The organism is Paenibacillus sp. 2TAB26 (assembly GCF_052115145.1).
GTDB lineage: Bacteria > Bacillota > Bacilli > Paenibacillales > Paenibacillaceae > Pristimantibacillus.
On record NZ_JBFRGC010000004.1, the window covers coordinates 158,365 to 184,336 of the forward strand.

Sequence of the window (25,972 nt, forward strand, 5' to 3'; positions counted from 1 at the left end):
AGCTCCTTCAATATTATAATTTCAACCGCTTAGTAAGCTTGTTGAATTAATGCGGCAGCGCCGATTAGTCCAGCGTCCTGCTGTAGCTTCGCTGGTACGATAGCCGTTTCCCTGCCTGATGGGTTAAGCGCGTTTTTGGATACATAGTCTCTAACGGCTGCAAAAAGTGGTTCGCCTACTTGTGAGACGCCGCCGCCGATAACGATTTTGTTCGGATCAAGAATATTAATTAGCGATACGCATCCCATGCCGATTGTTTTGAATACACGGTTAACGAGCTCGGACATTTGGGGGTCGCCTTGCGCCGCCAGCTCAAATGCTTCTTTGGAAGAAACGTCTCGGCCGAGCAGCTCCGTCGCTTGACGGGCAACGGCTGTACCGGAAGCGACGACTTCCCATGGCGTACCGGCTTGATCCATAATCATAAAGCCAGCATCGCCGGCATTTCCTGTTGATCCAGTAAGCAGCTTGCCATGCATAAAGATGCCGGCGCCAATGCCTGTGCTTATCGTAATAAAGATGAAATGCTCGGAATCCTGTGCAGCGCCGACCCATTTCTCAGCAAGGGCAGCAGCGGTGGCATCATTCTCCATCTTAATCGGCAGCGGCAGATGGGCTTGCAATGCGTCTACAACGGGGAAACCCCACCAGCTTTTTAAGTTTGGAGGGCAAGTCAGCTCACCCTTGATCGTATTAAGTGGTCCGGGTGCACCTACTCCGACTCCTTTAAGCGTCTCTAGTGATAGCCCATTTTGCTCGGCCAGCTGCTTTACCGCGTCTGCAACCTGCGCAAGCATGTCTGCGGGCGTGATCTGCAGATTAGTTTTTAATGAACCTTTCGCAATAACGTTTCCTTGCTCGTCTACGAAGCCAAATGCTATTTTTGTTCCACCAATATCAATTCCTACTGCAATACTCACGTAATACCCTCCAATGATATGAAAATGACTGTGAACCTTTGAGAAAAAGTCTATCATACTACAGGAATATTAGAAAGAACCGAACGTATCAGTGCCTTTTGGAAGCGTATGCTTTTTTGATCAACTAATGCTGTACAAAAAGTGAGGAGTGTAGTAATATCCAATCGAATGAAGTGCTTGAGAGAGGATCCTTTGCGGCGCAAGGGGTCCTCCGTGCGTATATTATCAACCTAGAGAAGAAGGTAGCTGCCCAAATGGAATCCGAGGCCAAGGAAAGTTCGCGAATCATGAAGTTCGGTATGCCAATGACTGCAAATGTATGGAGAAATGCCCGCATCGATTTAGGTGCATCCTGTCTATTCAGCTTATTTAATGTCGTCATGAACCAGTTCTATGTAGCATTCGCGATTCAACAAGGAGCAAGCAATTTTCAAGTTGGATTATTGTCAGCAGCACCTGCCGTTGGTTTATTGTTTTCACCATTTTGGGCGTCTTGGATTGAGAAAGCGAACAACCCAAAACCGTTCGTCGTTATTCCTAATGCCATCGGCAGATTACTGCTGCTGTTGCCGGCTTTTTTCGCTTATCCATCCTTGTATGTAGTGGCTGCGCTTGTATTTCAGCTGTTAATGGGCGTGCAGGCTCCTGCGTATGCGGCATTAGTATCGCGTATGTATCCTTCTGATTTGCRCGGAAGACTAATGGGGTATGTACGGGTGGCAATGGGGATTATTATGATTCCGCTTGCTTACTTTGTTGGCAGCTGGTCGGATGCCTTTGGGCCGTCAGGACCACTCATTGCAGCTTCCATTGCGGGTTTTCTCTCTATAAGTCTATTTAATACACTGAAGCTGCCTGTACAGAAGGCTCCTGATAAACCTGCTTCTCTGAAAAAAACGAGCCGATTCCCGCTTCAGGAGCAGTGGAAGCTTATTAAAGAAAATCGAACGTTAGCTGTTTTTTTAGCGGCGACTACACTTACCGGGTTTGGCAATATGTTTGCAAATCCGTTGTATCAAATTATACAGGTAGATGTGCTTCAGCTTTCCAATTTGCAAATTGGTTATGCTCGTGTCGCTTATTTTACAGCGCTGCTGCTTACGTTCTGGATAGCGGGCTGGATGATCGATCGCATCGATATTAAATATACGCTGTTATGCGGCATTGCAGCTTACGCTATAGTGCCGATGTTATATGGACTTTGGGGCAGCTATGCTGCGGTCATAACCGGCAATGCGATACAAGGAATCGGGGAAGCGATTTGGGATATCGGCATATTGGCATTTGTCTTCCGACTGGCGCCTGGCCGGGAAGCAATGGTTTTCGGGCTGCATTTGATGCTTTTTGGCGTTCGAGGAACGATTGGGCCGACTTTAAGCACATCGCTTTCGCATAGTGTATCTCTGTCGCTGCTGCTGGTTATTGCTTCTATATGCGGATGGATCGGTACGTTTCTATTTATATCAGGCAATTGGAAGCGGAATCCGCTTACTCAAAAAGGTTGATTTTCGCTTCAGTTTCCGTTCATCTCATGTTCATAATCGAATGCTAGAATGTTATGAATAGAAGCTATTCATTACATATTCGTAGGAGATGAACGATATGAACAAATGGAAAGTGATGCTTAGCGCTGTCGTTATCGCTGCTGCTTTGGCAGGCTGCGGAGCTCAGGACGAACAGGTTTCATCCGATCAGCAAGTGGATGCTCAGGGCAAAGTACAGCGGAATGGAGCCAGAGCGGGCATGGGGCAGATGGGGGCTCAAGCGGATTTGATGGGTAAAGTGAAATCGGTGGATGGCCAAACGATTACCCTCTACAAATCGGCTATGGGACAAGGCGGTCCGCCGCAAGGGGATGGAACGGGCAATATGCCTGGAGCGGGCGAGGGGCAGCAGCCTCCAGAAGGCGCTGAACTTCCAGCAGAAGGTGAGGCTCCGCAACCACCCGCTGGTGATGGAACGTCTCCTGAGGGCGGCGGCAGGATGAATATGGACGCTATGTTCTCAGAGGAGACGGTGGACATTCAGGTGACAGATACGACTAAGATTATGACAGTCACCTTCGAGAATGAACAAATGGTCGAGAAAGAAATAGCGCTGGCAGACCTAAAAGCCGATGATATTTTGTCTATTATGCTAACTGACGATACGCAGATTGCAGAATCCATTACTGTTCGTATGGGAGGTTTCGGTGGTTTTGGCGGAGGCGCTGGCGGCGGCAGACAGCCAAGGCAGCAGGAGCAGCAGACAACAACCCAATAGATATCTCTCTTCGTATCGGCCTGCGGCGGTTCGAATAACACAAATAGCAATGCAGCAACTAATGCACCCTCCAAGAGCGAAGCACCTGCAGCGTTAATGCTAATTTAGTCGTTTCACCAACCTATGCACATGAGAAGTAGGCGATCTCAAAACTAGTCTACTCGCTGGTTTCTCTAACGAACTGTATTATGCTTATGCTGCAGAAAATTGCTTTTCTTTCATTTTAACGAACCGTAGTAACGCTATATTATGATTTACAGGGTATCATGAGCTGCTTTCTTCGAAATAACGATTCTGGAGTTCATTAGAATGTTAATCCATTTAGAATGCTTTAAATAAGGCTTAGTAGGTTCGTAAGCTATAAGTATAATAAGGAGAGGACATCATCGTTCTTCCTAAGTCTCGCCATATTATTAGGTCAACCAGAGCTTACTGGTTGGCCTTTTTTTGCTGTGTACACACATTCGGTAACTGCAGCTATCCAAAAATATGTCCATATCATCTATAAATGCGGCATATGTTTGCTTTGCCCCTCCGCTTATGATGAAACCACGGAAGACACCAAGTCTATCCAATATCATTTTTAGGGGGACAAAAAAATGAGTAAAGCACGCAATAAGTTTTCAATGCTGCTTCTAATGGTCACGATCATTGCGCTGGTTGCAGCTGGCTGCAGCGGCAACAAGGATGGCGGAGAGAAGCCAGCAGACGGCGGTAAAAGCTCCGGCAGCGGCAAAAAGACAGAAATTTTGTTCTGGTCACCATTCTCTGGTTCGGATGGCCCGTTCATGAAAAAAATCGTAGACAAATATAACGGCTCGCAAGATCAATATAAAGTGAATTTCGTTATTCAGCCAAACGGCGAATATTACAAGCAATTGGACGTAGCGCTAAGCACAGGCAAAGAAAGCCCGGACATGATGATTATGCACGTTGATCAAGTACCAACCTACGCTAGCAAAGATCAATTGCAGCCGATCGATGAGATTGCAGCGGGCGCAGGCATCAATAAAGCGGACTTTGCAGATGCAGCAACGACGTATTCGACGCTCGATGGCAAGTGGTATTCCATTCCGCTTGATATCCATCCGCTTGTGATGTATTACAACAAAGATTTGTTCGATAAAGCGGGCATTTCTGCAGCTCCAACGAACCGTACAGAGTTTGATGATGCCGTTCAGAAGCTGACGGACAAAGAGAAAGGCGTTTACGGTTATGTTGTTCCAACCTTATGGCCACAGCAGTTCATTTTCCCAACACTAGTATGGCAAAATGGCGGCGAGCTTTGGAACGGAACGGACGTAGCCTACAACTCTCCGGAAGCGGTTGAAATGGTTCAATGGCTGCGCGGCATGGTGGATAACGGCGTTTCGCCTGGGAATGTTCAACAGGACGGCGAAAACACATTGTTCCTGCAAGGAAAAAATGCGATCCAATTCAACGGCCCGTGGATGAAATCACAATTTGATGAAGCAGGATTAAATTATGGCGTTGCCCCTGTTCCACAAATCGGTAAAGCGAAACAAGCGGTATTCGCAGGCTCCCATGGCTTCGTTATTCCAAAAAGCGTAACGGATGCAGCCAAAACAGCAGGTATCGGCGATTTCTTGAAATACGTATCCACAAATTCAATGGACTGGGCGGAATCCGGTCAAGCGCTGGCATCGAAACCAATGCTTGAGAGTGATGCGTTTAAAGCGCTAACGTTCCAAAACAATGTAGCATCGGCATTTTCTTATGTACAATTTGCGCCAAATGTATTGAACTGGGGCACGATCTCTGAGCCAATCTGGGGCGAGCTGAACAATGCATTGCTTGGCAAAAAAGATGCACAAAAGGCTCTTGATGATGCGGCGGCCAAATCGAAGCAAGCAATGAAAAAATAAATATTCGTAAGCAGCGAGGAGGATGGGAATAGCAGAGTCCGTTCCCATCTTCTAAAGCTGCGATTGCTTGTGCTAGAAAATATGGAAAGCGTCAGGGGGACTCCGATTGAAAACGACATTTGCGTCACGATTCACTTCTTTTTTATTCGTACTGCCATACTTAGCAGCATTCAGCATTTTTTTGCTGTTCCCGATTCTGTACGGCGTATATATCAGCCTTCAAAATTTCGAGCTGCTATCAAAGGAACATGAATTTGTTGGACTTGCCAACTACATCAAAATTTTCACGCCAGGCACGTATCTCAACGATATTTTTTTTAGAGGGTTGTGGGTAACCGCTCAGTTTGTCATATTTTCCGTTCCACTCTTAATCATTGTTGGGTTGTCATTAGCGATGCTTGTTAATGCGCTTCCTGCCAAAATTCGCGGTTTGTTTCGTACCTTTTATTTTCTTCCGTACGCGTTGTCAGCTTCCGTTATGGCGGTCATTTGGCTGATGATGTTCGATACGAATGCCGGTTTTCTTAATAGTATGCTTGCGAAGCTTGGCATCAACAGCATACCTTGGCTAACGGATACGCCATGGGCGTGGATCTCACTTATTGTGACGACGCTTTGGTGGACAATTGGCTTCAATATGATTATTTTTATAAATGCACTGAATGAAGTGCCAGAGGATTTCTATGAAGCTGCTTCGATAGATGGGGCAAATGCATGGAATAAATTTACGAAAATAACGCTACCGTCGATTCGTCCGGTTATGCTGTTCATTATGATTACATCGACGATTGCTTCCTTTAATATTTATGCGCAGCCTTATTTATTGACACGCGGCGGACCCGGCGATACGACGAAAGTGCTGCTCATCAATGTGCTGGATCAAGCCTTTTTACGCAAAGAAGTAGGTTCAGCTTCAGCGATGGCGATCGTTATGGCACTGCTCATTATTATTATATCCATCGTACAGTTCAAGCTGACGAGCGGCAGAAAGGGAGAGGTTTAAATGGTAAAGACAAAAAAGTTATGGCTTATCGTGCTTGCCATAATCATTGCGGTATTTTTCCTCCTCCCGCTCGTTTGGATGATTTCAACATCTTTTAAAAATGATTTCGAAGCATTATCTGGGAAAATGAACTTTTTTCCGATAAAACCAACGATCGATAACTTCGTACAAGGCTTGACCGGTGAATTAATGAATGTCCCCATTACGCGCTGGATTGTTAACTCCTTGTCGGTTGGGCTCATTGGCACCATTCTCGTACTCATTATCGATTCTATGGCGGCTTACGCATTGGCGAGATTAAACGATTTGCCGCTTCGCAGAATTATGCTTTCCTTATTTATCGCTTCACTTATGATTCCTGGCGTGCTGACGTTTCTGCCCATGTATTTGGAATTTAATGCCCTCAATTTAATCAATACGTATCCCGCACTGATTTTGCCGGCAACTGCGGGGGCGTTTGGCGTCTTTTTGCTCTATCAGTTTTTCGCTTCCTTTCCAAAGGAAATCGAAGAAGCGGCGCGTATTGACGGAGCGAACAAGTGGCAAATTTATGCTCGCATTTTATTGCCATCCGCCGTTTCTATTATGGTGACATTAGCTATCTTCACATTCATGGGGATCTATAACGATTTTGTATGGCCGCTTTATGCGACAACATCACCAGAGATGCGCACGATCACGGCGGGAATAGCGATGATGGCAACAGGAAGCTATACCCAAAGCTACGGCAAGCTTATGGCAATGACGACAGTCGCAACGCTGCCAGTCGTTATTGTGTTCATTCTTGGACAGCGTTCCTTTGTAAGAGCTATTACACAATCGGCAGTGAAATAATTAATGATTACACCGATATGGCAAGGAGAAGAGACCGATAAGGTCTCTTTCTGTCCATGCTGGCGAGTAAGCGGAGGGAATGGCATGAAACTTAAACGTAAGCGTATAACTCTGATCGCTTCTATGATTGCGGTAATTATTATTATTTTGGGGGCTTGGATCGTGAATAAAATGAATCATGACACTACGGCTGCGGGAGCTTATAATGGGCATGGTGGAACGTTCAAAAATACGTTAGCATCTATGGACACACCAGATCCAAGCATCATTTACGTCAATGGATTTTATTATATGACGTTTACGCATAATGGAACGGATATTATGATTATGAAATCGCGATCGCTCGACTTCAATCACGCAGAGCGGAAGGTGGTATGGTACCCGCCTGTGGATACGATGTTTTCGGCAAATTTGTGGGCACCGGAAATTCAATATATTCAAGGAAAGTTTTATATCTATTTTGCAGCAGATAACGGTGAAAATGAAAACCATCGCATGTATGCGCTCGAAGCGGAGACCAGCGATCCGATGGGCAGCTATGCGTTTAAAGGTCAAGTGACGGATTCGACAAACAAATGGGCTATTGACGGCCTCGCGCTTGAGCATGAGGGGCAGCTGTATTTTGTATGGTCGGGCTGGGATGGCGATTTAAATGTACAACAAAATACGTACATTGCACCAATGAGCAATCCATACACGATTAGCGGACCGCGAGTATTGCTTAGCGAGCCGGATTTGGAGTGGGAGAGAGCAGGCGGACCTCCGTTCATTAATGAAGGCCAAGCGATTTTGAAAAAAGGCGGCCGTGTATGGATTGCCTATTCTGGTGCAGGAAGCTGGACACCGTTCTATAGCATTGGGTTATTGTCACTAGAGCTGGGAGCAGATCCGCTTGATCCGGCGAAATGGACAAAAGCTGAGCAGCCGCTTATGCAAATGGATGGAGACGCTGAGGTTTACGGTCCTGGTCACAATACGTTTGTTGCCTCGCCAGACGGAACCGAGGATTGGATCGTCTATCATGCAACAAGCAGTCAAGGGGACGGCTGGAATAATCGGAAGGCGCGTGCCCAGCGGATTGAATGGCAGAAGGATGGTTTGCCTGTCTTTGGTTCTCCATTATCGCTTGCTTCACCAATTGAAGTACCAGCGGGCACAGGATTAATCCGCGCAGAGCATGCAGCAGCTGCTGATAAAGATAACTTAGTTTTCAGCGGGATATCCTCGTCACTTGATACGGATGCCCCATTATTAGTCCATTACACAAACGATGCGGAAACAGAGCAGCGTATTCAGATCAATGTGAATGATGCGGTTGGTGCAGAAATTATACTTCCACCTACTAAGCCAAATGAAGTGGGATATGTATATGCTTCAATTGCGCTGAATGAAGGGCAAAACAACCTTTCTTTTATAGGAAACCAGGCAGCTAATCTGATCTCGGCGATTGAAATTCCACGTTTTGAAGCGGAGTACGCGCAGTTCTCATCAGACAGTGAGCTTATTGAAAGCTCGACAAAATCGAATGGCCGTTCTGTTCAATTGGCAGAGGGGGATAAGGACGCGATTCGATTTGATCATGTTAGAATTCCGATGGATGGGAAATATGCCTTACATTTAAGTATAGCTAATGGGACTGGAAGCAAGCAGATGCTGGAGCTGAAGGTTAATGGCGGACGTGTACAAAAGATAAGCATTCCCGCAAGCGAGTCAGATGCAGTGCAGCAGATAACCGTAAGCGTAAAGCTGAAAATGGATGACAATGCTTTGCAATTTGGAAATGCGACCGGTCCGCTTGAAATCGATTATATCGATGTTGTATCCGATAGAAACTAACTAACAACTCAGGCAACGGAGGCGCTAAACATGAATATAAAAAAATGGAGCGCGCAGTGTGTCTCCTATACACTAATCGGTCTCCTGGTCATTGCCTTGACAAGCTGCGCCTCCGAGCAAGAAGCAAATCAGAAAAATGAAGAGACGAAGCCTGAGGCTATAAGGCTTGAGTACTGGACGCCGTTTAGCGGCGGCGACAATCAGTTTATGACGGAAATGGTCACACGATTTAATGAAGAGAATCCGGCGATTAACGTTGTGCAAGTAAACTCTCGATTGGATGACTATTACACGAGGCTAAAAACGGCGATAATGTCTGGCAATGCGCCGGAGCTTGCGATTTTGCATCAGACAAGTTTGCCGCAGTTCGTTCAGAACGGCTATATCGAGAATCTGACAGAGCCTGCTAAGCAGATCGGGCTGGACTGGTCGGGCTTTAATCGCAATATTCTCGATTCTACCATGTATGACGGAATCCCTTACGCCGTACCGCTTGATACGCATGCGCTTGTTATGTTTTACAATAAAACCTTTTTGCGTAAAGCGGGTCTAATTGATGAGGCGGATAAGCCATTAATAGGGGCAGGAGCTGCGGGATTTGAAGCTTTCCTGCAGAAGCTTAAGTCTTCGATACCAGCCGACATTGCGCCGATGGCTCAGCCGAGTACTCGGATTGATTCCGTATGGCTTTGGTGGAGCCTTTATAACCAAATAGACGGCGGGGGCAGCTTCTATAATGAGGATGCAAGCGCTGCCGTATTCAACAATCCGCAGGCGCTGCAAGCGCTAAGCTATATGAATGATTTATACAAGAAAGAGCTTATTCCGCCTGATATTAATGATGCATTCAAGCTTTTTTATGATGGAAAAGCTGCGGTGCTAATTACAGGGATGTGGGGAACGGGTGCATTTGAGAAAGCAAAAAATTTGGACTTTGGCGTAATTCCAATGCCTGCGCTATTCGACCGCGCTGCGGTATGGGGGGATTCGCACACCATTGCCATACCGACCAAGCATGGGATGACGGATGAGAAGAAGCGAGCGGCGCTTACTTTTGTTAAATGGTGTGTAGAAAACGGTGCGATGTGGGCGGAAGCGGGCCATGTGCCAAGCATGACAAAGGTCGTTGCCAGCGAACCGTTTAACAGCTTGAATTACAGAAGCTCTTATGCAGCCTCCGCAAACTATGTAGCTTATTGGCCGCGTCATGTCCGGCAATGGTCGATCGTTGAAATTTTAATTCAAGAATTTGAAAAAATGAATTATTCGGAGCAAACGCCTGAGGAAACGCTGCAAGCAGCCGTGAAAAGGGTGAACATCGAGCTGAGGAAGTAAGGAGATAGCTATGAAGCGGGTACTCGCGGTGATTGGGTGGTTCAAAAATCAGGAGCTGGCACGAAAGCTCATCCTCATAAACTTCATACTCATCGTGCTTCCACTCAGCGTTATGGGGTATTTCGCCTTCACTCGGTTTGCTTCGACGCTTGAGCAGAAGGTCGGCGACTATCAACTGCAGACCATGAAGCAGCTGACGCTAAATCAGGATACTTATATGGCAGAATTAGATCGTTTGACGCTTATGCCCTATCAATATGAGCAAATTACAGCTTTTCTAGAGAGCAAGCGAGAGCAGGGTCAGGCTTTATCACTGGAAGAGATTAAGCAATTAAACAGCTTTGTCTCCCAAGTATTTCTGAACGGCCGCATCGATATTGTAGGCGTCTCGTTATTTGGGGAAAGCGGCGCATCCTATGTTGTACTGCCAGAAAGCCAATATGTCACGACGTATCGACTAGATGAGAATGCGCAGTGGCTCCAAAACGAGAAGGGCGGCAATGGACAATCCATTTTTATTACAACCCACAATATTCAGTCTACCAGCGGAACGGTATACCCCGTGTTCTCAATTGCAAGGGAGCTGCGCAGCTTTGATAGCGGGAAAAAGCTTGGATATATCGTTATTGATGTAGATCCAACGGTCATTCATAAGATGATATCGCAGGTTACGCTCGGAACGAAGGAAGCTTTATATATTATGGATCAAGACGGTGGAGTCGTTGTCGGTAAAAATCGAACGATGCCGCAAGAGGCTTTGGGAGGCCTTTATAAGGATAAAGCGCCGGAAGGGGTTACACATGCTGCACTTAACGGAGAGCGGCAGCTCGTTTCTTACGTGACGTCATCGATCACCAATTGGACGACAGTTGGAGTCGTTCCGGTGTCGGAGCTGATGAAGGACAGTTTAATTATGCGGAATTCGATTATTCTGTTTGGTGTCATCTGTATGGGCCTTGCTATGCTTATGTCGGTATTCCTTGCGTTTCGAATAACAGAGCCGCTGCGGGGTTTGATTAGGCTCATGCGCAAGGTGGAACGCGGCGATCTTCTCGTATCCTTTCCCGTCAAGCAATGGGATGAAGTTGGCCATTTGGGCAAAGCGTTCAATACGATGGTATCCAAGCTAAGCGAGCTTGGTTACTTGCTTTATGAGACAGAGATTCGTGAGAAGGATGCGCAGATTGCGGCTTTGCAAAGCAAAATCAATCCGCATTTTTTGTATAATACGCTTGGATCGATCAGTATGTATGCAGAAGTCGACGGCAATCAAGAGGTTGTCAAAATGACGAACAATTTAAGCAGGCTGCTGCGTTACAGCTTGAGCAGCCAGAAAGAGCATGTCAACCTTGAGGATGAGCTGGGACATGTCTTGGGCTACATGACGATTCAAAAAATGCGCTATGAGGATCGGATCGATTTTCGATTAGACCGAGACGAAGCTTCTTTAACCTGTACGGTCATTCCCTTAATTATTCAACCGATTGTCGAGAATGCCATTAATCACGGCATCGATCAAGGTGTGGGCAGCGGACAAATTACATTAACCTGCAAAATTGAAGAAAACGTGCTGCGTATTGTCATTGAAGACGATGGCATTGGAATGACGGAGGAGCAGCTCGCGGATATTCGCCGTCGGCTGCAGCATTCGAAGGATTTAGGAGGCAGCTCCGGCAATGGATTATTAAATGTCCATCGCAGAATTGTTCTTCATTATGGTGAATCGTATGGATTAACGCTGGAGAGCATGCCATATCAAGGCTTGAAAGTAACGATGACTTTTCCTGCTGTATTTGAGAAGCCTGATCAAATGAAAGGGGATGCTCATGCCTAGAATCGTTATTGTAGATGATGAATCGATATTTCGAAAAGGCTTGCGCAAAATGATAATAGAACTCGACCCGGAATGGGAGGTCGTTGGTGAAGCGCGGGATGGTTATGAAGCATTGCAGCTGGTGGAGGAACTTGAGCCAGAAGCTATTCTGACGGATATTCGGATGCCTCGCATGGATGGCATTCAATTGCAGCAGATGATGAAGGAGCGTTTTCCGCATGTGTTATGCGTCGTTATCAGCGGGTTTGATGATTTTGTCTATATTCAGCAATCGATGAGGCAAGGCGCGAAGGATTATATGATGAAGCCGATTGAGCGCGAAGAGCTGGATAAGGTGCTTCAAATGCTTAAAGAGAAAGTGCAGCTTAACCAAGAGGTTCCCGTCAGCAACCCCCATCGTGATGAGCACCGGATTAGGCAGCATGTCAGTGAACATCTGTTAACCGGCCTTCTGAAGGGCAGCGTAAATGAAGCGGATTTGGAGCTGCTTCGGACCATTGGGATTGACTTTCATCAACCTTACTTCACATGCATGGTTGTGAAATTAGACAAAAATTCAATCGGCAGTGAGCGGTATAATCAAGCTGATCCTTCTTTGTTTCAATTATATATTCAACAGCTCGTGCAAGAAGTGCTGAGCAGGAGAACAAATGGCTTTTGTTTCATCATGTCGGAGACAGAAGTAGCGGCGCTGCTAAATATTGAGGACAGCGACCAAGCGATGGCTGCCGTGCGGGAAATTGGCGAGACGATTCGCAGACAAATTACAAGCTTGTCAAATATGACGGTTACGATCGGCATAGGCCAGGTGGCAAAAGGCTTTAAATCGATATCCGATGCGTACAACGAAGCGGAAATTGCTTTGCTTCACAGGCTCATCGTTGGCGGAGATAAAGTGTTGGTCTACAGTGATTTAGGCACGGATGACCGTTTCAAAGGCGAGCTGAAAACATGGTCGTGGGAGAAGCTGGATCTGGCCATAAATGAGGGGAAGCTGGAACAGGTCGCGGCGGCAGCCCATGCTTTCGTAAGTGAGCTTTGCCTTGATGCCAAAACGCCGGAAACCGTGCATCAGCAGCTATGCAAGCTGCTCATTCATTATTATGAGGCAGCAGGGCGGCTGCGGCTAACGAAGCAGTGGCTGGGCATGAAGGATATGAAAACCGTTCTATTTGATATTTGCTCGATCTCTTCCAGGGAAGAGCTTATGGATGCATGCTCACAGCTGCTCGTTCGTTTAGCCGTATGTATCGCTGAGAGTACGGTGCAGCCTGAGCATGATCCAATTGAAAAATCGATTCGATATATTGAACAGCATTATTCCAAGGCGCTGACGCTTAAAGAGGTAGCTGATTCCGTCTATTTAAATGCAGCTTATTTCAGCACCTTGTTCAAGAAGCAAACCGGGAAATCCTTCGTTGAGCGGCTTACTGAGATTCGAATCTTTGAAGCAAAGCGGCAAATGGTTCAAACCGATAATAAAATTGCGACGATAGCTGAACATACGGGCTTCACGAATATCCGCCATTTTAACCGTGTGTTTCGCAATGAAACCGGTATGTCGCCAAAGGAATACCGTGAAGATATCCATATCAAACCGAATGTTATGCAGAACTAGCTACTAGCTGCTAGTAGGCGACGTAAACTTGAATGTCCTGATCATAATTTCCGAATTGTTTGCCGAACATACTTAACCCTCCGCTGTGGGTTGCAGTCTCCGGCGCACATATGCGGAATCTGATGTCGTCGCCAAAGCCAACATCAAGATCCGTTATCGTCCGATCAGACATCCGAATGCCATCGATGAAGGAGCCTCCTGAGTCGATGGTTATTTGTTTCAGCAAGCCATGCTGAGTCCCCAAATCCCACCAGCTAGGCGTATACACACCCTTTACTGCACCGAAGTCTCCTGGACAAGTCCATACGCCGAGCAAGATGTCATTAATATAAAAGGAAAGATCGGAAGGCCAGTTCTCGTTGTAGTGCGGTGCTTCCGAGCATATTTCAAGCGATATGGAAATGCTTTTTGCTGATTGTTTTCCTACTAAATAATTAGGAATACGATATTCAATATAGCCGCTTCCGAACCACAGGTGGCATGCCTTCACATGTTCAGGATCGGAGAAGTAGCGCGGGTCATCCACCATGCCGATAATTTTGGTGTCCGATGTCAGTCCGCAAGTAGGCTTTACTTCATAAGAGGAATATTGACCAATTGGAATGGATACGGCATACCTATTTTGAATGGTTTGCTCCTTCACACGAAATTGCAGCGTAGCAGAATCGAGTGTGAGATGGCACACCTTTTGGCGGCCTCTCGTGCTGGGCACACTTTCTGTCGTAATAATGGATGCTTCTTCTAGCTTCTGAATATGTTTAGTCACAATGGCTGACGAAATGCCTAGCGCTTCAGCTATTTCTTTAATGTTCATTGGTTTAATATTTAATAATTCAATGATCTTCACTCTTGTGTCCGATGCAAAGCATTCAAGAAATTTGATATTGCGGCTGTTAACCTCTATGTTCATCGATTGATCCTCATTCCGTTATGTTTGCTAACATTATATAATTCGAAAGTTAATTACACAACTCAAATGTTTACTAATTAAAGCGTTTGAACGTTGTAAACAAAAGAAGAGGGTGTCCTAATGGTCTGTATAGACCAAAAGGATCACCCTCTTCGTATTTCGGTATATGGGAAGTCTAGATTAATATAGGGAAATGGTTAGAGTGTCACGTTCGAAATAAGAATGAAGCGTTGCCTCACTGCCTACAATTTCTACGCTAATTAGCGATTTGATACATGTTTTAAGTGCGTTTTTGCCTGTTGTCAGTTTACGATTAAGTACTGCGGTCAATTTCTCAATGGCTTGCTTATTTGTATCTGTTAAATAGACAGGTATCGTTTTATTTTGGAACATCAGCATCGTTTTCATAGTATGGACCTCCATCCCGCGAAGGATTTTTTTTTATAGTGTAACGTACAATTATTAAATAATTCTTAAAATTCGGTGAGTATTTGGTTACAAAGCTGTAACTTTTGAGTAAATGACCAAATCATACACGTTTTTTCTTATTATGGACGACGATCTGACGATTCAAGCTGTTTTTTGCGGAACTGGGAAGGCGTGCATTTCATCATTTTGCGAAAAACTTTGACGAAATAACTAATATGATCGAATCCGACATCAAGCGCTACAGCTGCTATTTTGAGCTCTGGCTTCAGAAGCAGCTCCGTTGCTTGTCTAATTCGATAAGCATTCAAATACTCAATTGGCGTTTGTCTGGTCATCGTCTTGAAGAAGCGGCAAAACTGACCTTCGCTCATCGGAATTTGATCAGCAATCTCTGCGATCCGTATAGGGCGCTGGAAATGATTTTGCATATAAACAATAGCGGTCTTTAGTCTGTCAATTTTTGTAGAGTCGGCATTGCTTGTTTCACTTCTGTTGCAAAATTTGCTTTGCGCGGCAATTTCATGAAGCATTAAATAAAAGTGACCCTTCACCGCGGTCTCATGACCAGGCTTCTGACTTTGACAAACGTTCATAATGCATTGCAAATGCTGAAGCAGCGCGAGTTCCCATTCTGTTTTTGGCTGAATATGTCTAGGAAACGTCTTTTTCTTGTCTTGAAGCGGTGAAATAAATCGTTCCTGTACGGCATCATAGCTGGCACTGGCGAGCAAATGAGTGTCGAACACGATGGCGCAAAAAGAACAGGCAGTATCACCTTGTGCATGACCAGCATGAATGTCGCCACCATCTATAAAAACAGCTTCTCCTGCTTTTACAATGAAATAATCGGTATCAACCTGGAACAGCACATCACCTTCAAGCACATAAAAAAACTCTGCTTCAGCATGCCAATGACAATCCAGAACGGGGACGCCAGCCTCTTCATGTTCAATCCAGTAGGCGGCAAGCGGGAACATATTATCGCCATGCAGCCGGTCTTCTTTTAAGGCGTGCCTAGTTGTTTGATCCATTTTGAGAGGCCTCCTGTGCTTGTTGCGAGTTAGTTGCCATTCCATAGAGGCATATCGTCAAAATAGTGCTATAGATGAGCAGTATTCTGTTAGAATTATTCGATTAATTATCAGTATAATGCAATTATATAGGATTGCAAATAAAACTAAACAGGAAGGTTGGTTCAGTCGATGAAATTTACAGACGGCAACTGGCTCATTCGTGATGAATACAAAGTATTAGGGGCTGTACAAGTCCATGATTTCGAGCAAAAGGATGGCAAGCTAACAGCTTATGCTTCACCACAACCTATCTATAATCGCTCTAATATGCTGGATACGATGTTATTAACGGTCCATTTTCATTCTCCGTTGCCAGGAATTATTGGCGTTAAGCTTGTGCATCATGCAGGTGTTCGGGAGCGTGGCCCAGTATTCGAGTTGTCCTCGCAAACTGGCGACCATGTTGTAATCGAAGAAAACGATGAGCGGGCTGTTCTAACAAGCGGCAGCCTCAGCGTTCATATCCATAAAGGAGACGTATGGGCGGTGGATTTCTATCGCGCGGGTGAGCGGATTACGGGAAGTACGCAAAAATCGATGGCCTATATTAAAGAAGACAACGGCAATACGTTTATGCGCGAAGAATTGGATGTTGGTGTTGGCGAGTGGGTATATGGCCTTGGCGAGCGCTTCACGCCTTTCGTAAGAAACGGACAAGTAGTCGATCTCTGGAACAAAGACGGGGGCACAAGCTCGGAGCAATCGTACAAAAATATTCCTTTCTACATGACCAATAAGGGATATGGTGTATTCGTCAATCATCCAGAGCTGGTATCATTCGAGATCGCTTCGGAAAAAGTGAAAAAAGTGCAATTCAGTGTGTCAGGAGAATCACTCGAATATTTCATTATCGATGGTCCGAGCATGAAGGATGTTCTTCATAAATATACAGATTTGACTGGCAAGCCAGCGCTGCCGCCGGCATGGACATTTGGATTATGGCTTACCACTTCATTTACGACTAACTATGATGAAGCAACAGTTAATTCATTCGTCGATGGCATGGCAGAACGTGGTCTTCCATTGCATGTGTTCCACTTCGACTGTTTCTGGATGCGTGAGTTTCATTGGACCGATTTCAAATGGGATGAGCGGGTATTTCCAGACCCTGTCGGCATGCTGTCGCGGCTCAAAGAAAAAGGGCTTAAAATTTGCGTGTGGATCAATCCTTACATTGCTCAGCGCTCGCGCTTGTTCGAGGAAGGCAAACAAAATGGCTATTTGGTGAAAAAGCCAAACGGCGATGTATGGCAATGGGATTTGTGGCAGCCAGGCATGGCGCTCGTTGATTTCACAAACCCAGCAGCATGCGAGTGGTACGCAAGTTATCTGCGTGATCTTGTCGATATGGGTGTGGACAGCTTTAAAACCGACTTCGGTGAGCGTATTCCGACCGATGTCGCTTATTTTGACGGCTCCGATCCGATGAAAATGCACAATTACTATACTCAGCTTTATAACAAAGTCGTATTTGAAGTGCTTGAAGAGAAGCTTGGCCGAAACGAAGCTGCTTTGTTTGCCCGTTCAGCTACGGCAGGCGGCCAGAAATTCCCCGTACATTGGGGCGGCGACTGTTATGCGGACTATGAGTCCATGGCAGAGAGCTTGCGCGGCGGCTTGTCGCTTGGGATGTCGGGCTTTGGCTTCTGGAGCCACGATATTGGCGGATTTGAGAATACTGCGCCAGAGCATGTATTCAAGCGTTGGTTAGCTTTTGGTTTACTGTCCAGCCATAGCCGCCTGCATGGAAGCAAATCGTATAGAGTGCCTTGGGCATACGATACGGAAGCGGTAGATGTTACTCGCTTCTTCACGAAGCTGAAATGCCGGATCATGCCTTACTTATTTAATACAGCTGTTCAAGCAACTGAGCAGGGCTTGCCTTCGATGCGTGCCATGGTGCTTGAGTTCCCTGAAGATCCGACCAGCGAAATGCTGGACCGCCAATACATGTTGGGCGACTCTATACTGGTAGCTCCTATTTTCAACGAGCAGGGCCATGTAACTTATTATTTGCCAGCTGGAAAATGGACGCATTTGTTATCCGGAGAAATTGTAGAAGGCGGCTCATGGCGCAAAGAGAAATATGACTTCTTTAGCCTTCCACTATTCGTTCGTCCTAATTCCATTATTGCGCTTGGAGCGAATGAGGTTAAACCAGATTATGATTATGCGGATGGCGTCCAGTTTGAGCTTCATAATCTGGAAGACGGAAAAACAGCTGCAACGGCTGTGCCCAATACCAAAGGCGATACAGAATTGACGATCTCGGCAACACGCCAAGGCGAAGCGATCACTGTTCAATTAGAGGGCAGCGGCAAAGCATTCTCGTTGGAACTGAAGGGGCTAGGTCCAATTCGTTCAGTTGAAGGGGTAAAAGCTGATGTGAAGGATACAGTTCTGCACATTGCCGCAGGCTCGAAGCAGCTGGCGTTTACGATTCATATCTAAACAAATAAGAGGCAGCTTCGTCCCAGCCGTATGCAGGCTAGGCCGAAGCTGCCCCTTTTATAGTGCCATTGTACGAGCATTGACCAAAATCGCATAAGAAAAGACTAATAATACAACTGGTTTTCGCATAGGACTGTCGATATAATAAAGATCAGAAAACAAAATCAAATACATCAAATAATAAATATAAGGGAGTGCAGCTCACATGTCACGAATGAATATTGGTTTGCAATTGTACACGTTAAGAGACGCTACCGCACAAGATTTTGAAGGCACGCTTCGCAAGGTTGCAGCAATGGGTTATGAGGGCGTAGAATTTGCAGGTTACGGTGATATCAAAGCTGAAGACATGCGCGACCTGCTTCAAGAATTGAATTTGAAAGCAATCGGCAGCCACGTCGGCTTGCATCTGCTTGAAGGCAATCTTGATGAGGAAATTGCTTATCTTCAAACCATTGGAGCTAAATATGCTATATGTCCTTGGTTGCCGGTAGATGCTCGTGATACAGAAGCATGGCGCGGACATCTCGTGAAATTTGAAGAGTATGGTAAGCGTTTCCGTGAAGCAGGCATTTCTTTTGCTTACCACAACCATGAATTTGAATTTGAAGTTGAAATCGACGGCCAAATCGTATTTGACGCTTTGTATGAGCGGATTGATCCGCAATATCTACAAGTTGAAATGGATATCGGCTGGGTACAATACTCCGGTGTAGATCCGCTTGCTTACATTGCAAAATATGCAGGACGTCTGCCACTTCTTCATTTGAAGGACTTCCGCGCTGGTGAGAAGGGTCAACAAATCGATACAGTAGAGCTTGGCCGTGGCGATTTGCCGCTTCTTCCTATTATTGATGCTGCCTCGAAAGCATCTGTAGAATGGATTATTGTTGAGCAGGACACTTGTGCGAATCCTCCGATTGAAGCTGTTGCAGAAAGCATGGAATGGTTGAAAACTAATTTTTTGAACAAATAATAATCTAATTAATAATAGATAGGGGAAAATATTCATGTCTAAAGTACGTGTAGCAGTTATAGGTTGTGGATCGATTTCGAAATACCGTCATATCCCGGAATATGCAGCTCATGAGAATGTTGAGCTTGTTGCATTCGTAGATCCAATTATCGAGCGCGCAGAACACTATGCGAATTTGCATGGCGGCAAAGCGTTTGCTGATTTCGAAACGATGCTTGCAGAAATCAAACCTGATGCAGTAAGCGTATGTACGCCAAATGCATTGCATGCTTCAATGTCAATTACTGCAGCTAATGCGGGCGCTCATGTTCTTGTTGAGAAACCAATGGCTGTAACAGATGAAGAAGCGGAAGCGATGATTGAAGCAGCTAAGAAAAACGGCGTTCACTTGATGGTTGGTCATAACCAACGCTTCATGCCGCCGCATGTTAAAGCGAAGCAAGTATTGCAGTCCGGCATTCTAGGCAAAGTACTTACATTCCGCACATCGTTTGGTCACCCTGGTCCAGATGGCTGGAGCATCGATGGCGCAGAAAGCTGGTTCTTCCGTAAGCCAGAAGCTATTATGGGCGCAATGGGCGATCTTGGCGTTCATAAATCCGATCTTATTCGCTGGATGCTTGACGACGAAGTTTCAGAAGTAGCTGGATTTGTTGGCACGCTTGATAAAGATACCGATGTTGATGATAACGCATCATGTTTGCTTCGTATGAAGAGCGGTGCAATCGGCACGCTTGTAGCAAGCTGGACTTACTATAAGGGTGAGGACAACAGCACTATTTTGTGGTGCGAGAACGGCGTTATGAAAATCGGTACGCATCCTGACGATCAAGTAATCGTGGAGCTGCGCAACGGCACAGTTGAGAAGCATAAAGTAGGCGCAATCTCGACTAACGATAAGCAAGAGACAAGCGGCGTAGTCAATGCTTTCTTGGAAAGCATTCTTACGAACACAACACCTGCTGTAAGCGGTGAAGATGGCCGTGCTTCTTTGAAAGTTATCTTGTGTGCATTTGAGTCACAAGCAACAGGCAAATTCATTAGCGTAAACTAAGTAATGTACAGGAATGCCTTCAACCGACGTGCGCAAGCCGTGAGGTTGGAGGTATTCTTTTTTGCACACTATCTTGCATTGTAGAATAGCATGTGGTAAATTATACAAAAGAAGGAATTGCTGTACAGTGCTATACTGTATTGATTAATAGTAAGTTATGCTTAGTATCTTTCCACATACAGTACCGAAGAATTAGAACTTCAATGATGGAGGACACGAAATGAACATTCAATTTAAAAAGGGCGTGCTTGAAATATGCGTTCTTGTGCTTGCGACAAGGGGAGATCGATACGGCTATGAGCTGGCTGTTAAAATTTCCGAAAAGTTTGAAGTTGCAGTCGGAAGCGTCTATCCATTACTAAGCAGATTGACACAGGACGGCTATTTCTCAACCTATTTGAAGGAATCAACTGAAGGCCCGCCTCGGAAATATTATCAATTAACAGCAGAGGGCTGGAGTCATATGCGCAAATTAATTGCAGAATGGGAAAGTTTCACGCAATCCGTAAATGAAATTGTAGAGGAAGGTTTAAGACCATGACGACAAGAGATCGATATATGTTGGAGCTTGAGAGCATGCTCAAAGTCATTCCAGAGCCGCAGCGGAAGGAATGGCTGTACGATTATTATCTTCATTTTCAGCAAGCGGTAGAGAATGGTCAAACCGAGGAGCAAGCAGCAAGCGAGCTGGGAGATCCAAGAATGATTGCGAACGAGATGCTGCTTGGATACCGAGTTAATCAGGCAGAGACGAACAAGGGCTTCGGAAAGCTCTCTAAGGCTGTATTTGCAACAGCAAGCCTTGGTTTATTCAATGTTATATTCGTTCTAGGCCCCTATCTGGCTCTGGCGTCGGTCATTGTTGCTTTATGGGCGTCAGCTTTGGGAATAGGCGTAGGCGGTATCGGAATCATGGTAGAGAGCTTATGGAACGGCACATTTACTATGCCACAGGCATTGACGATAGGCTTGATTACAAGCTCAATTACGATTTTACTCATCATCGGCTTAAAGGCACTTACAACTTCCTTCTATAAGATGACCTTAAAATATTTGAAATTCAACACAAGAATTGTAAAGGGGAATAACAAATGAAAAAACTAGCCGCATTCGCTTTAATTTTGCTTGGTATAGGAGTACTTTGCGCGTTTTTTGTATTCGATAAAGATGAACTTGTAACGAAATTTCAGGGCGAACCTTTTTTGCAGGAAAAAACGATTGATGCATCGTCCATTCGCTCGATCCATGCGGAGACGGATACGTTTAATATCACTTTCGTTCCCGGCACAGCAGATGATATTAAAGTGAGACTTGAAGGAGATGTAAGTGAAAAACTTGCTGGAGACGTCATCCTAACGGCAGCTCCTAAAGGGGATACGCTTAATATTGAGGCAAATACGAAGGATCGTTTTACATTCGGTATTTCTATCGTTAACTTGAAGCTGACGATTGAGGTGCCTGCTAAGCTATGGAGCTCAGTTGATATCGAAACCGATACAGGAAACATTGTAGTGAATCAGATGGAAGCTGACAAAATGAAATTAAAATCAGAAACCGGCAATATAAAATTAACGAATTACACGGCTCAGGAGCTTGAATTAAAAACAGATACTGGAAACATTACTATTGCGGACGGAAAAGGCATCCTAAAAGCGGAATCTGAGACGGGAAATGTACGAGTTGAAACAGATGAATTGCGCAGCGATCTTACAATTAAGACGGATACCGGGAATATCGTCGTTAATGCAGATAAACAGCCTGCTTCGGCTTCTATTCGTATCAAGAAGGATACCGGAAACAGCAAGGTGGATTGGGAWGGTTTCTCGGTTAACAAGGAAACAGAAAATAATATTGAAGGTGTAATCGGCAGCGGTGATATCAAAATAAGCATGGAGTCGGAGACGGGAAACATCAAACTCGGCACTCGATAAGCAAAAATTGATTTATAAAAACAAGAAGCAAGTCGTGGAATATATCCATGGCTTGCTTTTTTTATGTGTTTGCCGTCTCGATTCATTCATGTATCGCATAAAATATAGCAATTGTTTATCGAGAGGATGCGTTGCGAAATGGTCGTAGAGCGCAAATATTTTCAAAGGTTTACTTTTGCGGAGTATGTTGAGTATTTGAAACCATTCGTATCAAAAGTGAAGTTTTCGCAGATTCATGTGCATGGAACATGGAAGCCGACTATTGTGGATTATCGCAGAGCTGCGGATAAAATGAAAATCATTCAAGGGATGTGGCGGTTTCATGCGATTACACAAAATTGGGGTGATATCGCCCAGCACGCAACGATCGACCCTGACGGCTATATATGGGAGGGGCGTTCTCTTCTGGAGGCGCCGGCCTCTGCTGTTGGCTACAACGACCCTGATCCAGACCGCATACATCCGTTTATGTTCGAGATGATCGGTAATTTTGATGTTGGAGCGGAGAAGCTGGAAGGTGCTCAGCTTGCTTCAGCCGTTAAGCTGACAAGTCAAATTGCTGCCATGTGGAAGCTGCCAGACAGTCAAATTTTATTTCATCGCGAAATGAATCCAGCGAAAACATGTCCAGGAAGTTCAGTTAACAAAGCGGCTTTCTTAGAGCTTGTTCGCGACTGGAGGGATGTTGATATGAACGCAGCAGATGCTAACAAAATTATTTCGACTTGGCTCTCTCCAGCATGGTTTGCAGCAACCACAAAAGCGGAGAAGGATGAAATTCATCGGCTCGCAAATGAGCTTCGAAAAGCTAGCGGACAGCTCTAAAAGCAGCAAAAAACGGTGATGAGCATATTCTCATAAAGCAGTAATGGTGCTGTTTTGCTAGCTATTTTCACGTGATTACCAGTTTTTGTGTCATGAAACACCAAAAACCCCATGGTAAGATAAGTGGCGTCAGGAAGAACGATGCGCAAACAAAACGAATGCGCAGCTGAAAAAGCTTCAGTCGTCAGACGCTTTTTTACAAAAACTTATCTTATTAGGAGGATTCATTCATGAAGATGCAACCAATACGTGTAGGTGTCGCTGGCATAATCGCAGCAACGGTGATCGGCGCAGGTTTTACGGCTCCAACGGCAGGTGCAGCACCGGCTGTGAAAACTTTCTCCACGATTCAACAACCATGCCTCATTAGCCAAGATACGATCAAACAGATCGGTGATAAATATGGAATAGATATTAGCAAGCTCTTGAATGGCAGCTTCATTCAATGGCCTACGACAGGCGGTAACACAGGAACAGTAACAAAACCAGGAACAGGTACTGGAACAGTAACTAATCCGGGAACAGGTACTGGAACAGTAACTAAGCCAGGAACAGGCACTGGAACAGTAACTAAGCCAGGAACAGGTACTGGAACAGTAACTAAGCCGGGAACAGGCACAGGAACAGTAACAAAACCGGGAACAGGCACTGGAACTGGCACTGGAACTGGCACTGGAACTGGTACAGGAACTGAAACAAAACCTGGAACAGGTACCGACACAGGGGCTTCCAATTTGAGTGCTTATCAATCACAAGTTGTCGACTTAGTTAACAAGGAACGTGCTAAAGTTGGCTTGTCCGCTTTGAAGAGCGATACGCTTCTTACGAAAGTAGCGTCAGAGAAAGCAAGAGATATGGACGTTAACAACTACTTCAGCCACACATCGCCGACATACGGATCTCCATTTGATATGATGCGCTCTTTCGGAGTGACTTATTCTTATGCTGGTGAGAACATTGCTTCTGGTCAAAAAACACCACAAGATGTTATGACTGCTTGGATGAACAGCCCAGGTCACAAAGCAAACATTCTTAGCGGCAACTTTACAAAAATCGGCGTTGGTTATGTAAACGGCGAATGGGTTCAAATGTTTATCGGCTAGTCTTTCCATAAACCTTAGATAACAGCAATACGTTAAGGGCGGACAACCGCCCTTAACAAGATTTATAATCACGTGATCGAAGTTGTGAAACTTCGGGAACGCACAGGAGGATTTACCCCATGTTTAAAAAACGTACATTAGCAGCAGCAGTAGTAGGATTATCGGTTATGATGGCAGCAGGAACAGTAAGTGCAGCTTCGAAAACACATACAGCGAATGACAATGATACATTCTGGAAGCTATCCAAGCAGTACAGTGTACCTTTGGATACACTAATGGAGGCTAATCCAAAAATCGAACCGCTTAACCTATATAAAGGTTTAAAGCTTACTATACCTTCCACAGAAGCTTCTGTAGAGAAGAAACCGGCAACGATGAATTCAGCAGCTGACGACTCCTCAAAAACAGTTAAAGCCATGAATGGTAAAGAATACGCTTACTCGAAAGCGCTTCTCGTACAAGCTACGGCTTATACAGCAGCAGCATCTGAGAATGGCAAGTGGGGAGCAGTCGACTACTTTGGAGACAAGCTCCAGGTTGGTACGATTGCCGTAGATCCGAAAATGATACCTCTTGGCACAAAGCTTTATGTGACAGGGTATTCCTATAATGGTTTGCCGCAAGGCGGAATGATTGCAACAGCAACAGATATTGGCGGTTCGATTAAAGGCAATCGCGTTGATATTTTTGTACCAGGCTCAACAAGCCAAGCCATGTCTTTTGGTATCCAAAACGTGAAAGTATTCGTTCTTGAATAAAAATATAGATGTAAAAGGCAATCCACTCTTCATGAGGGATTGCCTTTTTTTTGTACAGAAAACTCAACGGGCTGCGGATTGTCCGACGAGTTCAGGCAATGTAACGAGCTCATACCCTTTGCTTTCCAGCAATTGGATGAGTTTCGGAAGTGCAGCAACCGTGCCGGATAAATTTTGTCCGACTCCTCCGCCTGCGTGCTGTAAAATAATCGATCCAGGTTGAAGTGTTCTTTTTATATTTTGCAGCACCAATGCGCTGCTAGGATTGTTTTTCCAATCTATGGAATCCACATCCCAGTTGACGATAGCAAAACCAGCCTGCTTGCTCCATCTTACTTGCTGAGGCAGCAGTTCACCGTATGGCGGTCGTATAAAATGAGGGGAATATCCAACTATATTTTTAATTATGGTGTCCGTTCTCCAAATTTGCTTCTGATACTTCGTTAAAGTAAGCTTTGAAAAAATGGCATGGTCATAAGAGTGATTTCCAATGACATGCCCTTCGTTATGTATCCGCTTTACTAATGCAGGGTATTTGGCAGCACGGTTCCCTACAATAAAAAAAGTAGCGCAAACATCATGCTCCGCTAATATATCCAAAATAGCTGGTGTATATCTGGAATCGGGAACATCATCAAACGTTAGCGCGACTCTTTTCTTATTACGAGGCCCATTAAGGAGAAAGGCATTGGGAAATTGCCTATGAAGCTTATCCCAAGACACGACAGCCGTTTTTCGTTTTTTTGATTCTTTTGCAGGTTTGAACTGAGCTATTTGCTGCTTATCGGCAGCTAAAGCATAGGAATCGGTTGATAGGTTAAGCAGCATACAACCAATTAAAGCAATGCCCGCCACAGTCTTCCCCATTTTATGTGGTGTTTTCCACATTTGCATCAGTCCCTATGATTGATTGTAAACAAGCCGTGCCGCTATT

23 protein-coding genes are annotated in these 25,972 nt (G+C 45.2%); 18 read left to right on the plus strand and 5 right to left on the minus strand.

The annotated features are described in order from the left end of the window. Window positions 1-29 precede the first annotated feature (29 nt). On the minus strand, window positions 30-920 hold the full coding sequence (locus tag AB4Z50_RS05200; protein ID WP_441876517.1) for an ROK family protein: 891 nt from the start codon (window positions 918-920) through the stop codon (window positions 30-32). A 173-nt stretch (window positions 921-1,093) separates the two neighbouring features. Between AB4Z50_RS05200 and AB4Z50_RS05205 the strand changes: the two genes are divergently transcribed. From AB4Z50_RS05205 to AB4Z50_RS05245, 9 genes are all read left to right on the plus strand, one after another. Then, the gene (locus tag AB4Z50_RS05205) at window positions 1,094-2,425 is read left to right on the plus strand and encodes an MFS transporter (RefSeq protein ID WP_441876520.1); all 1,332 of its coding nucleotides are present in this window, start codon (window positions 1,094-1,096) and stop codon (window positions 2,423-2,425) included. Window positions 2,426-2,522: 97 nt separating this feature from the next. After that, window positions 2,523-3,182, plus strand: a complete 660-nt coding sequence (locus AB4Z50_RS05210) for a hypothetical protein (RefSeq protein WP_441876523.1) — start codon at window positions 2,523-2,525, stop codon at window positions 3,180-3,182. Between the two features lie 599 nt (window positions 3,183-3,781). Continuing rightward, entirely contained in the window at window positions 3,782-5,068 is a 1,287-nt protein-coding gene (locus AB4Z50_RS05215) for an ABC transporter substrate-binding protein (protein ID WP_441876526.1), read from the plus strand. A 106-nt stretch (window positions 5,069-5,174) separates the two neighbouring features. Next, window positions 5,175-6,071 carry a carbohydrate ABC transporter permease gene (locus tag AB4Z50_RS05220; RefSeq protein ID WP_441876529.1) on the plus strand — a complete coding sequence of 299 codons (897 nt, stop codon included), beginning with the start codon at window positions 5,175-5,177 and terminating at the stop codon, window positions 6,069-6,071. Next, the gene (locus AB4Z50_RS05225) at window positions 6,072-6,905 is read left to right on the plus strand and encodes a carbohydrate ABC transporter permease (protein WP_076267474.1); all 834 of its coding nucleotides are present in this window, start codon (window positions 6,072-6,074) and stop codon (window positions 6,903-6,905) included. Between the two features lie 84 nt (window positions 6,906-6,989). Further along, a complete protein-coding gene (locus AB4Z50_RS05230; RefSeq protein ID WP_441876533.1) occupies window positions 6,990-8,741 on the plus strand; it encodes a family 43 glycosylhydrolase in 1,752 nt (583 codons plus the stop codon). A 30-nt stretch (window positions 8,742-8,771) separates the two neighbouring features. Further along, window positions 8,772-10,076, plus strand: coding sequence for an ABC transporter substrate-binding protein (locus AB4Z50_RS05235; protein ID WP_441876536.1), 1,305 nt, complete (start codon window positions 8,772-8,774; stop codon window positions 10,074-10,076). 10 nt (window positions 10,077-10,086) lie between these two features. Beyond that, a complete protein-coding gene (locus AB4Z50_RS05240) occupies window positions 10,087-11,910 on the plus strand; it encodes a cache domain-containing sensor histidine kinase (protein WP_441876539.1) in 1,824 nt (607 codons plus the stop codon). After that, the gene (locus AB4Z50_RS05245; RefSeq protein ID WP_441876542.1) at window positions 11,903-13,528 is read left to right on the plus strand and encodes a response regulator; all 1,626 of its coding nucleotides are present in this window, start codon (window positions 11,903-11,905) and stop codon (window positions 13,526-13,528) included. The genes AB4Z50_RS05240 and AB4Z50_RS05245 overlap by 8 nt, the downstream gene beginning before the upstream one ends. 10 nt (window positions 13,529-13,538) lie before the next feature. Here the strand turns inward: AB4Z50_RS05245 and AB4Z50_RS05250 are convergent, their stop codons facing one another. The 3 genes from AB4Z50_RS05250 to AB4Z50_RS05260 form a co-directional block, all read right to left on the minus strand. Continuing rightward, the gene (locus tag AB4Z50_RS05250; RefSeq protein WP_339204507.1) at window positions 13,539-14,438 is read right to left on the minus strand and encodes an ArsR/SmtB family transcription factor; all 900 of its coding nucleotides are present in this window, start codon (window positions 14,436-14,438) and stop codon (window positions 13,539-13,541) included. Between the two features lie 180 nt (window positions 14,439-14,618). Beyond that, entirely contained in the window at window positions 14,619-14,846 is a 228-nt protein-coding gene (locus AB4Z50_RS05255; RefSeq protein WP_053372108.1) for a hypothetical protein, read from the minus strand. A gap of 140 nt (window positions 14,847-14,986) precedes the next feature. After that, complete coding sequence (locus AB4Z50_RS05260) at window positions 14,987-15,898, minus strand: AraC family transcriptional regulator (RefSeq protein ID WP_441876547.1); 912 nt, start codon at window positions 15,896-15,898, stop codon at window positions 14,987-14,989. A 171-nt stretch (window positions 15,899-16,069) separates the two neighbouring features. Between AB4Z50_RS05260 and yicI the strand changes: the two genes are divergently transcribed. From yicI to AB4Z50_RS05305, 9 genes are all read left to right on the plus strand, one after another. Continuing rightward, on the plus strand, window positions 16,070-18,391 hold the full coding sequence (gene yicI / locus AB4Z50_RS05265; protein ID WP_441876550.1) for an alpha-xylosidase: 2,322 nt from the start codon (window positions 16,070-16,072) through the stop codon (window positions 18,389-18,391). Between the two features lie 205 nt (window positions 18,392-18,596). Further along, on the plus strand, window positions 18,597-19,367 hold the full coding sequence (locus AB4Z50_RS05270) for a sugar phosphate isomerase/epimerase family protein (protein WP_339204504.1): 771 nt from the start codon (window positions 18,597-18,599) through the stop codon (window positions 19,365-19,367). 34 nt (window positions 19,368-19,401) lie between these two features. Beyond that, entirely contained in the window at window positions 19,402-20,421 is a 1,020-nt protein-coding gene (locus tag AB4Z50_RS05275; protein WP_076267483.1) for a Gfo/Idh/MocA family protein, read from the plus strand. 220 nt (window positions 20,422-20,641) lie between these two features. Then, window positions 20,642-20,962, plus strand: coding sequence for a PadR family transcriptional regulator (locus AB4Z50_RS05280; RefSeq protein WP_076267484.1), 321 nt, complete (start codon window positions 20,642-20,644; stop codon window positions 20,960-20,962). Next, on the plus strand, window positions 20,959-21,516 hold the full coding sequence (locus AB4Z50_RS05285) for an HAAS signaling domain-containing protein (protein WP_441876559.1): 558 nt from the start codon (window positions 20,959-20,961) through the stop codon (window positions 21,514-21,516). The genes AB4Z50_RS05280 and AB4Z50_RS05285 overlap by 4 nt, the downstream gene beginning before the upstream one ends. Continuing rightward, window positions 21,513-22,352 carry a DUF4097 family beta strand repeat-containing protein gene (locus tag AB4Z50_RS05290; RefSeq protein WP_441876562.1) on the plus strand — a complete coding sequence of 280 codons (840 nt, stop codon included), beginning with the start codon at window positions 21,513-21,515 and terminating at the stop codon, window positions 22,350-22,352. The genes AB4Z50_RS05285 and AB4Z50_RS05290 overlap by 4 nt, the downstream gene beginning before the upstream one ends. A 138-nt stretch (window positions 22,353-22,490) precedes the next feature. After that, complete coding sequence (locus tag AB4Z50_RS05295) at window positions 22,491-23,177, plus strand: peptidoglycan recognition protein family protein (RefSeq protein ID WP_339204501.1); 687 nt, start codon at window positions 22,491-22,493, stop codon at window positions 23,175-23,177. 230 nt (window positions 23,178-23,407) lie between these two features. Then, entirely contained in the window at window positions 23,408-24,280 is an 873-nt protein-coding gene (locus AB4Z50_RS05300) for a CAP domain-containing protein (RefSeq protein ID WP_441876565.1), read from the plus strand. Between the two features lie 119 nt (window positions 24,281-24,399). Then, a complete protein-coding gene (locus AB4Z50_RS05305) occupies window positions 24,400-25,038 on the plus strand; it encodes a 3D domain-containing protein (protein ID WP_441876568.1) in 639 nt (212 codons plus the stop codon). 63 nt (window positions 25,039-25,101) lie between these two features. Here the strand turns inward: AB4Z50_RS05305 and AB4Z50_RS05310 are convergent, their stop codons facing one another. Beyond that, window positions 25,102-25,905 carry a polysaccharide deacetylase family protein gene (locus AB4Z50_RS05310; RefSeq protein ID WP_441876571.1) on the minus strand — a complete coding sequence of 268 codons (804 nt, stop codon included), beginning with the start codon at window positions 25,903-25,905 and terminating at the stop codon, window positions 25,102-25,104. Window positions 25,906-25,972 lie beyond the last annotated feature (67 nt).

Excerpts from the sequence above, each read along its gene's own strand:
- AB4Z50_RS05210 (WP_441876523.1), top strand. The coding sequence starts at position 2,523 with ATGAACAAATGGAAAGTGATGCTTAGCGCTGTCGTTATCGCTGCTGCT.
- AB4Z50_RS05215 (WP_441876526.1), top strand. The coding sequence starts at position 3,782 with ATGAGTAAAGCACGCAATAAGTTTTCAATGCTGCTTCTAATGGTCACG.
- AB4Z50_RS05225 (WP_076267474.1), top strand. The coding sequence starts at position 6,072 with ATGGTAAAGACAAAAAAGTTATGGCTTATCGTGCTTGCCATAATCATT.
- AB4Z50_RS05230 (WP_441876533.1), top strand. The coding sequence starts at position 6,990 with ATGAAACTTAAACGTAAGCGTATAACTCTGATCGCTTCTATGATTGCG.
- AB4Z50_RS05235 (WP_441876536.1), top strand. The coding sequence starts at position 8,772 with ATGAATATAAAAAAATGGAGCGCGCAGTGTGTCTCCTATACACTAATC.
- AB4Z50_RS05240 (WP_441876539.1), top strand. The coding sequence starts at position 10,087 with ATGAAGCGGGTACTCGCGGTGATTGGGTGGTTCAAAAATCAGGAGCTG.
- AB4Z50_RS05245 (WP_441876542.1), top strand. The coding sequence starts at position 11,903 with ATGCCTAGAATCGTTATTGTAGATGATGAATCGATATTTCGAAAAGGC.
- AB4Z50_RS05250 (WP_339204507.1), bottom strand. The coding sequence starts at position 14,438 with ATGAACATAGAGGTTAACAGCCGCAATATCAAATTTCTTGAATGCTTT.
- AB4Z50_RS05255 (WP_053372108.1), bottom strand. The coding sequence starts at position 14,846 with ATGAAAACGATGCTGATGTTCCAAAATAAAACGATACCTGTCTATTTA.
- AB4Z50_RS05260 (WP_441876547.1), bottom strand. The coding sequence starts at position 15,898 with ATGGATCAAACAACTAGGCACGCCTTAAAAGAAGACCGGCTGCATGGC.
- yicI (WP_441876550.1), top strand. The coding sequence starts at position 16,070 with ATGAAATTTACAGACGGCAACTGGCTCATTCGTGATGAATACAAAGTA.
- AB4Z50_RS05270 (WP_339204504.1), top strand. The coding sequence starts at position 18,597 with ATGTCACGAATGAATATTGGTTTGCAATTGTACACGTTAAGAGACGCT.
- AB4Z50_RS05275 (WP_076267483.1), top strand. The coding sequence starts at position 19,402 with ATGTCTAAAGTACGTGTAGCAGTTATAGGTTGTGGATCGATTTCGAAA.
- AB4Z50_RS05280 (WP_076267484.1), top strand. The coding sequence starts at position 20,642 with ATGAACATTCAATTTAAAAAGGGCGTGCTTGAAATATGCGTTCTTGTG.
- AB4Z50_RS05285 (WP_441876559.1), top strand. The coding sequence starts at position 20,959 with ATGACGACAAGAGATCGATATATGTTGGAGCTTGAGAGCATGCTCAAA.
- AB4Z50_RS05295 (WP_339204501.1), top strand. The coding sequence starts at position 22,491 with ATGGTCGTAGAGCGCAAATATTTTCAAAGGTTTACTTTTGCGGAGTAT.
- AB4Z50_RS05300 (WP_441876565.1), top strand. The coding sequence starts at position 23,408 with ATGAAGATGCAACCAATACGTGTAGGTGTCGCTGGCATAATCGCAGCA.
- AB4Z50_RS05305 (WP_441876568.1), top strand. The coding sequence starts at position 24,400 with ATGTTTAAAAAACGTACATTAGCAGCAGCAGTAGTAGGATTATCGGTT.
- AB4Z50_RS05310 (WP_441876571.1), bottom strand. The coding sequence starts at position 25,905 with ATGGGGAAGACTGTGGCGGGCATTGCTTTAATTGGTTGTATGCTGCTT.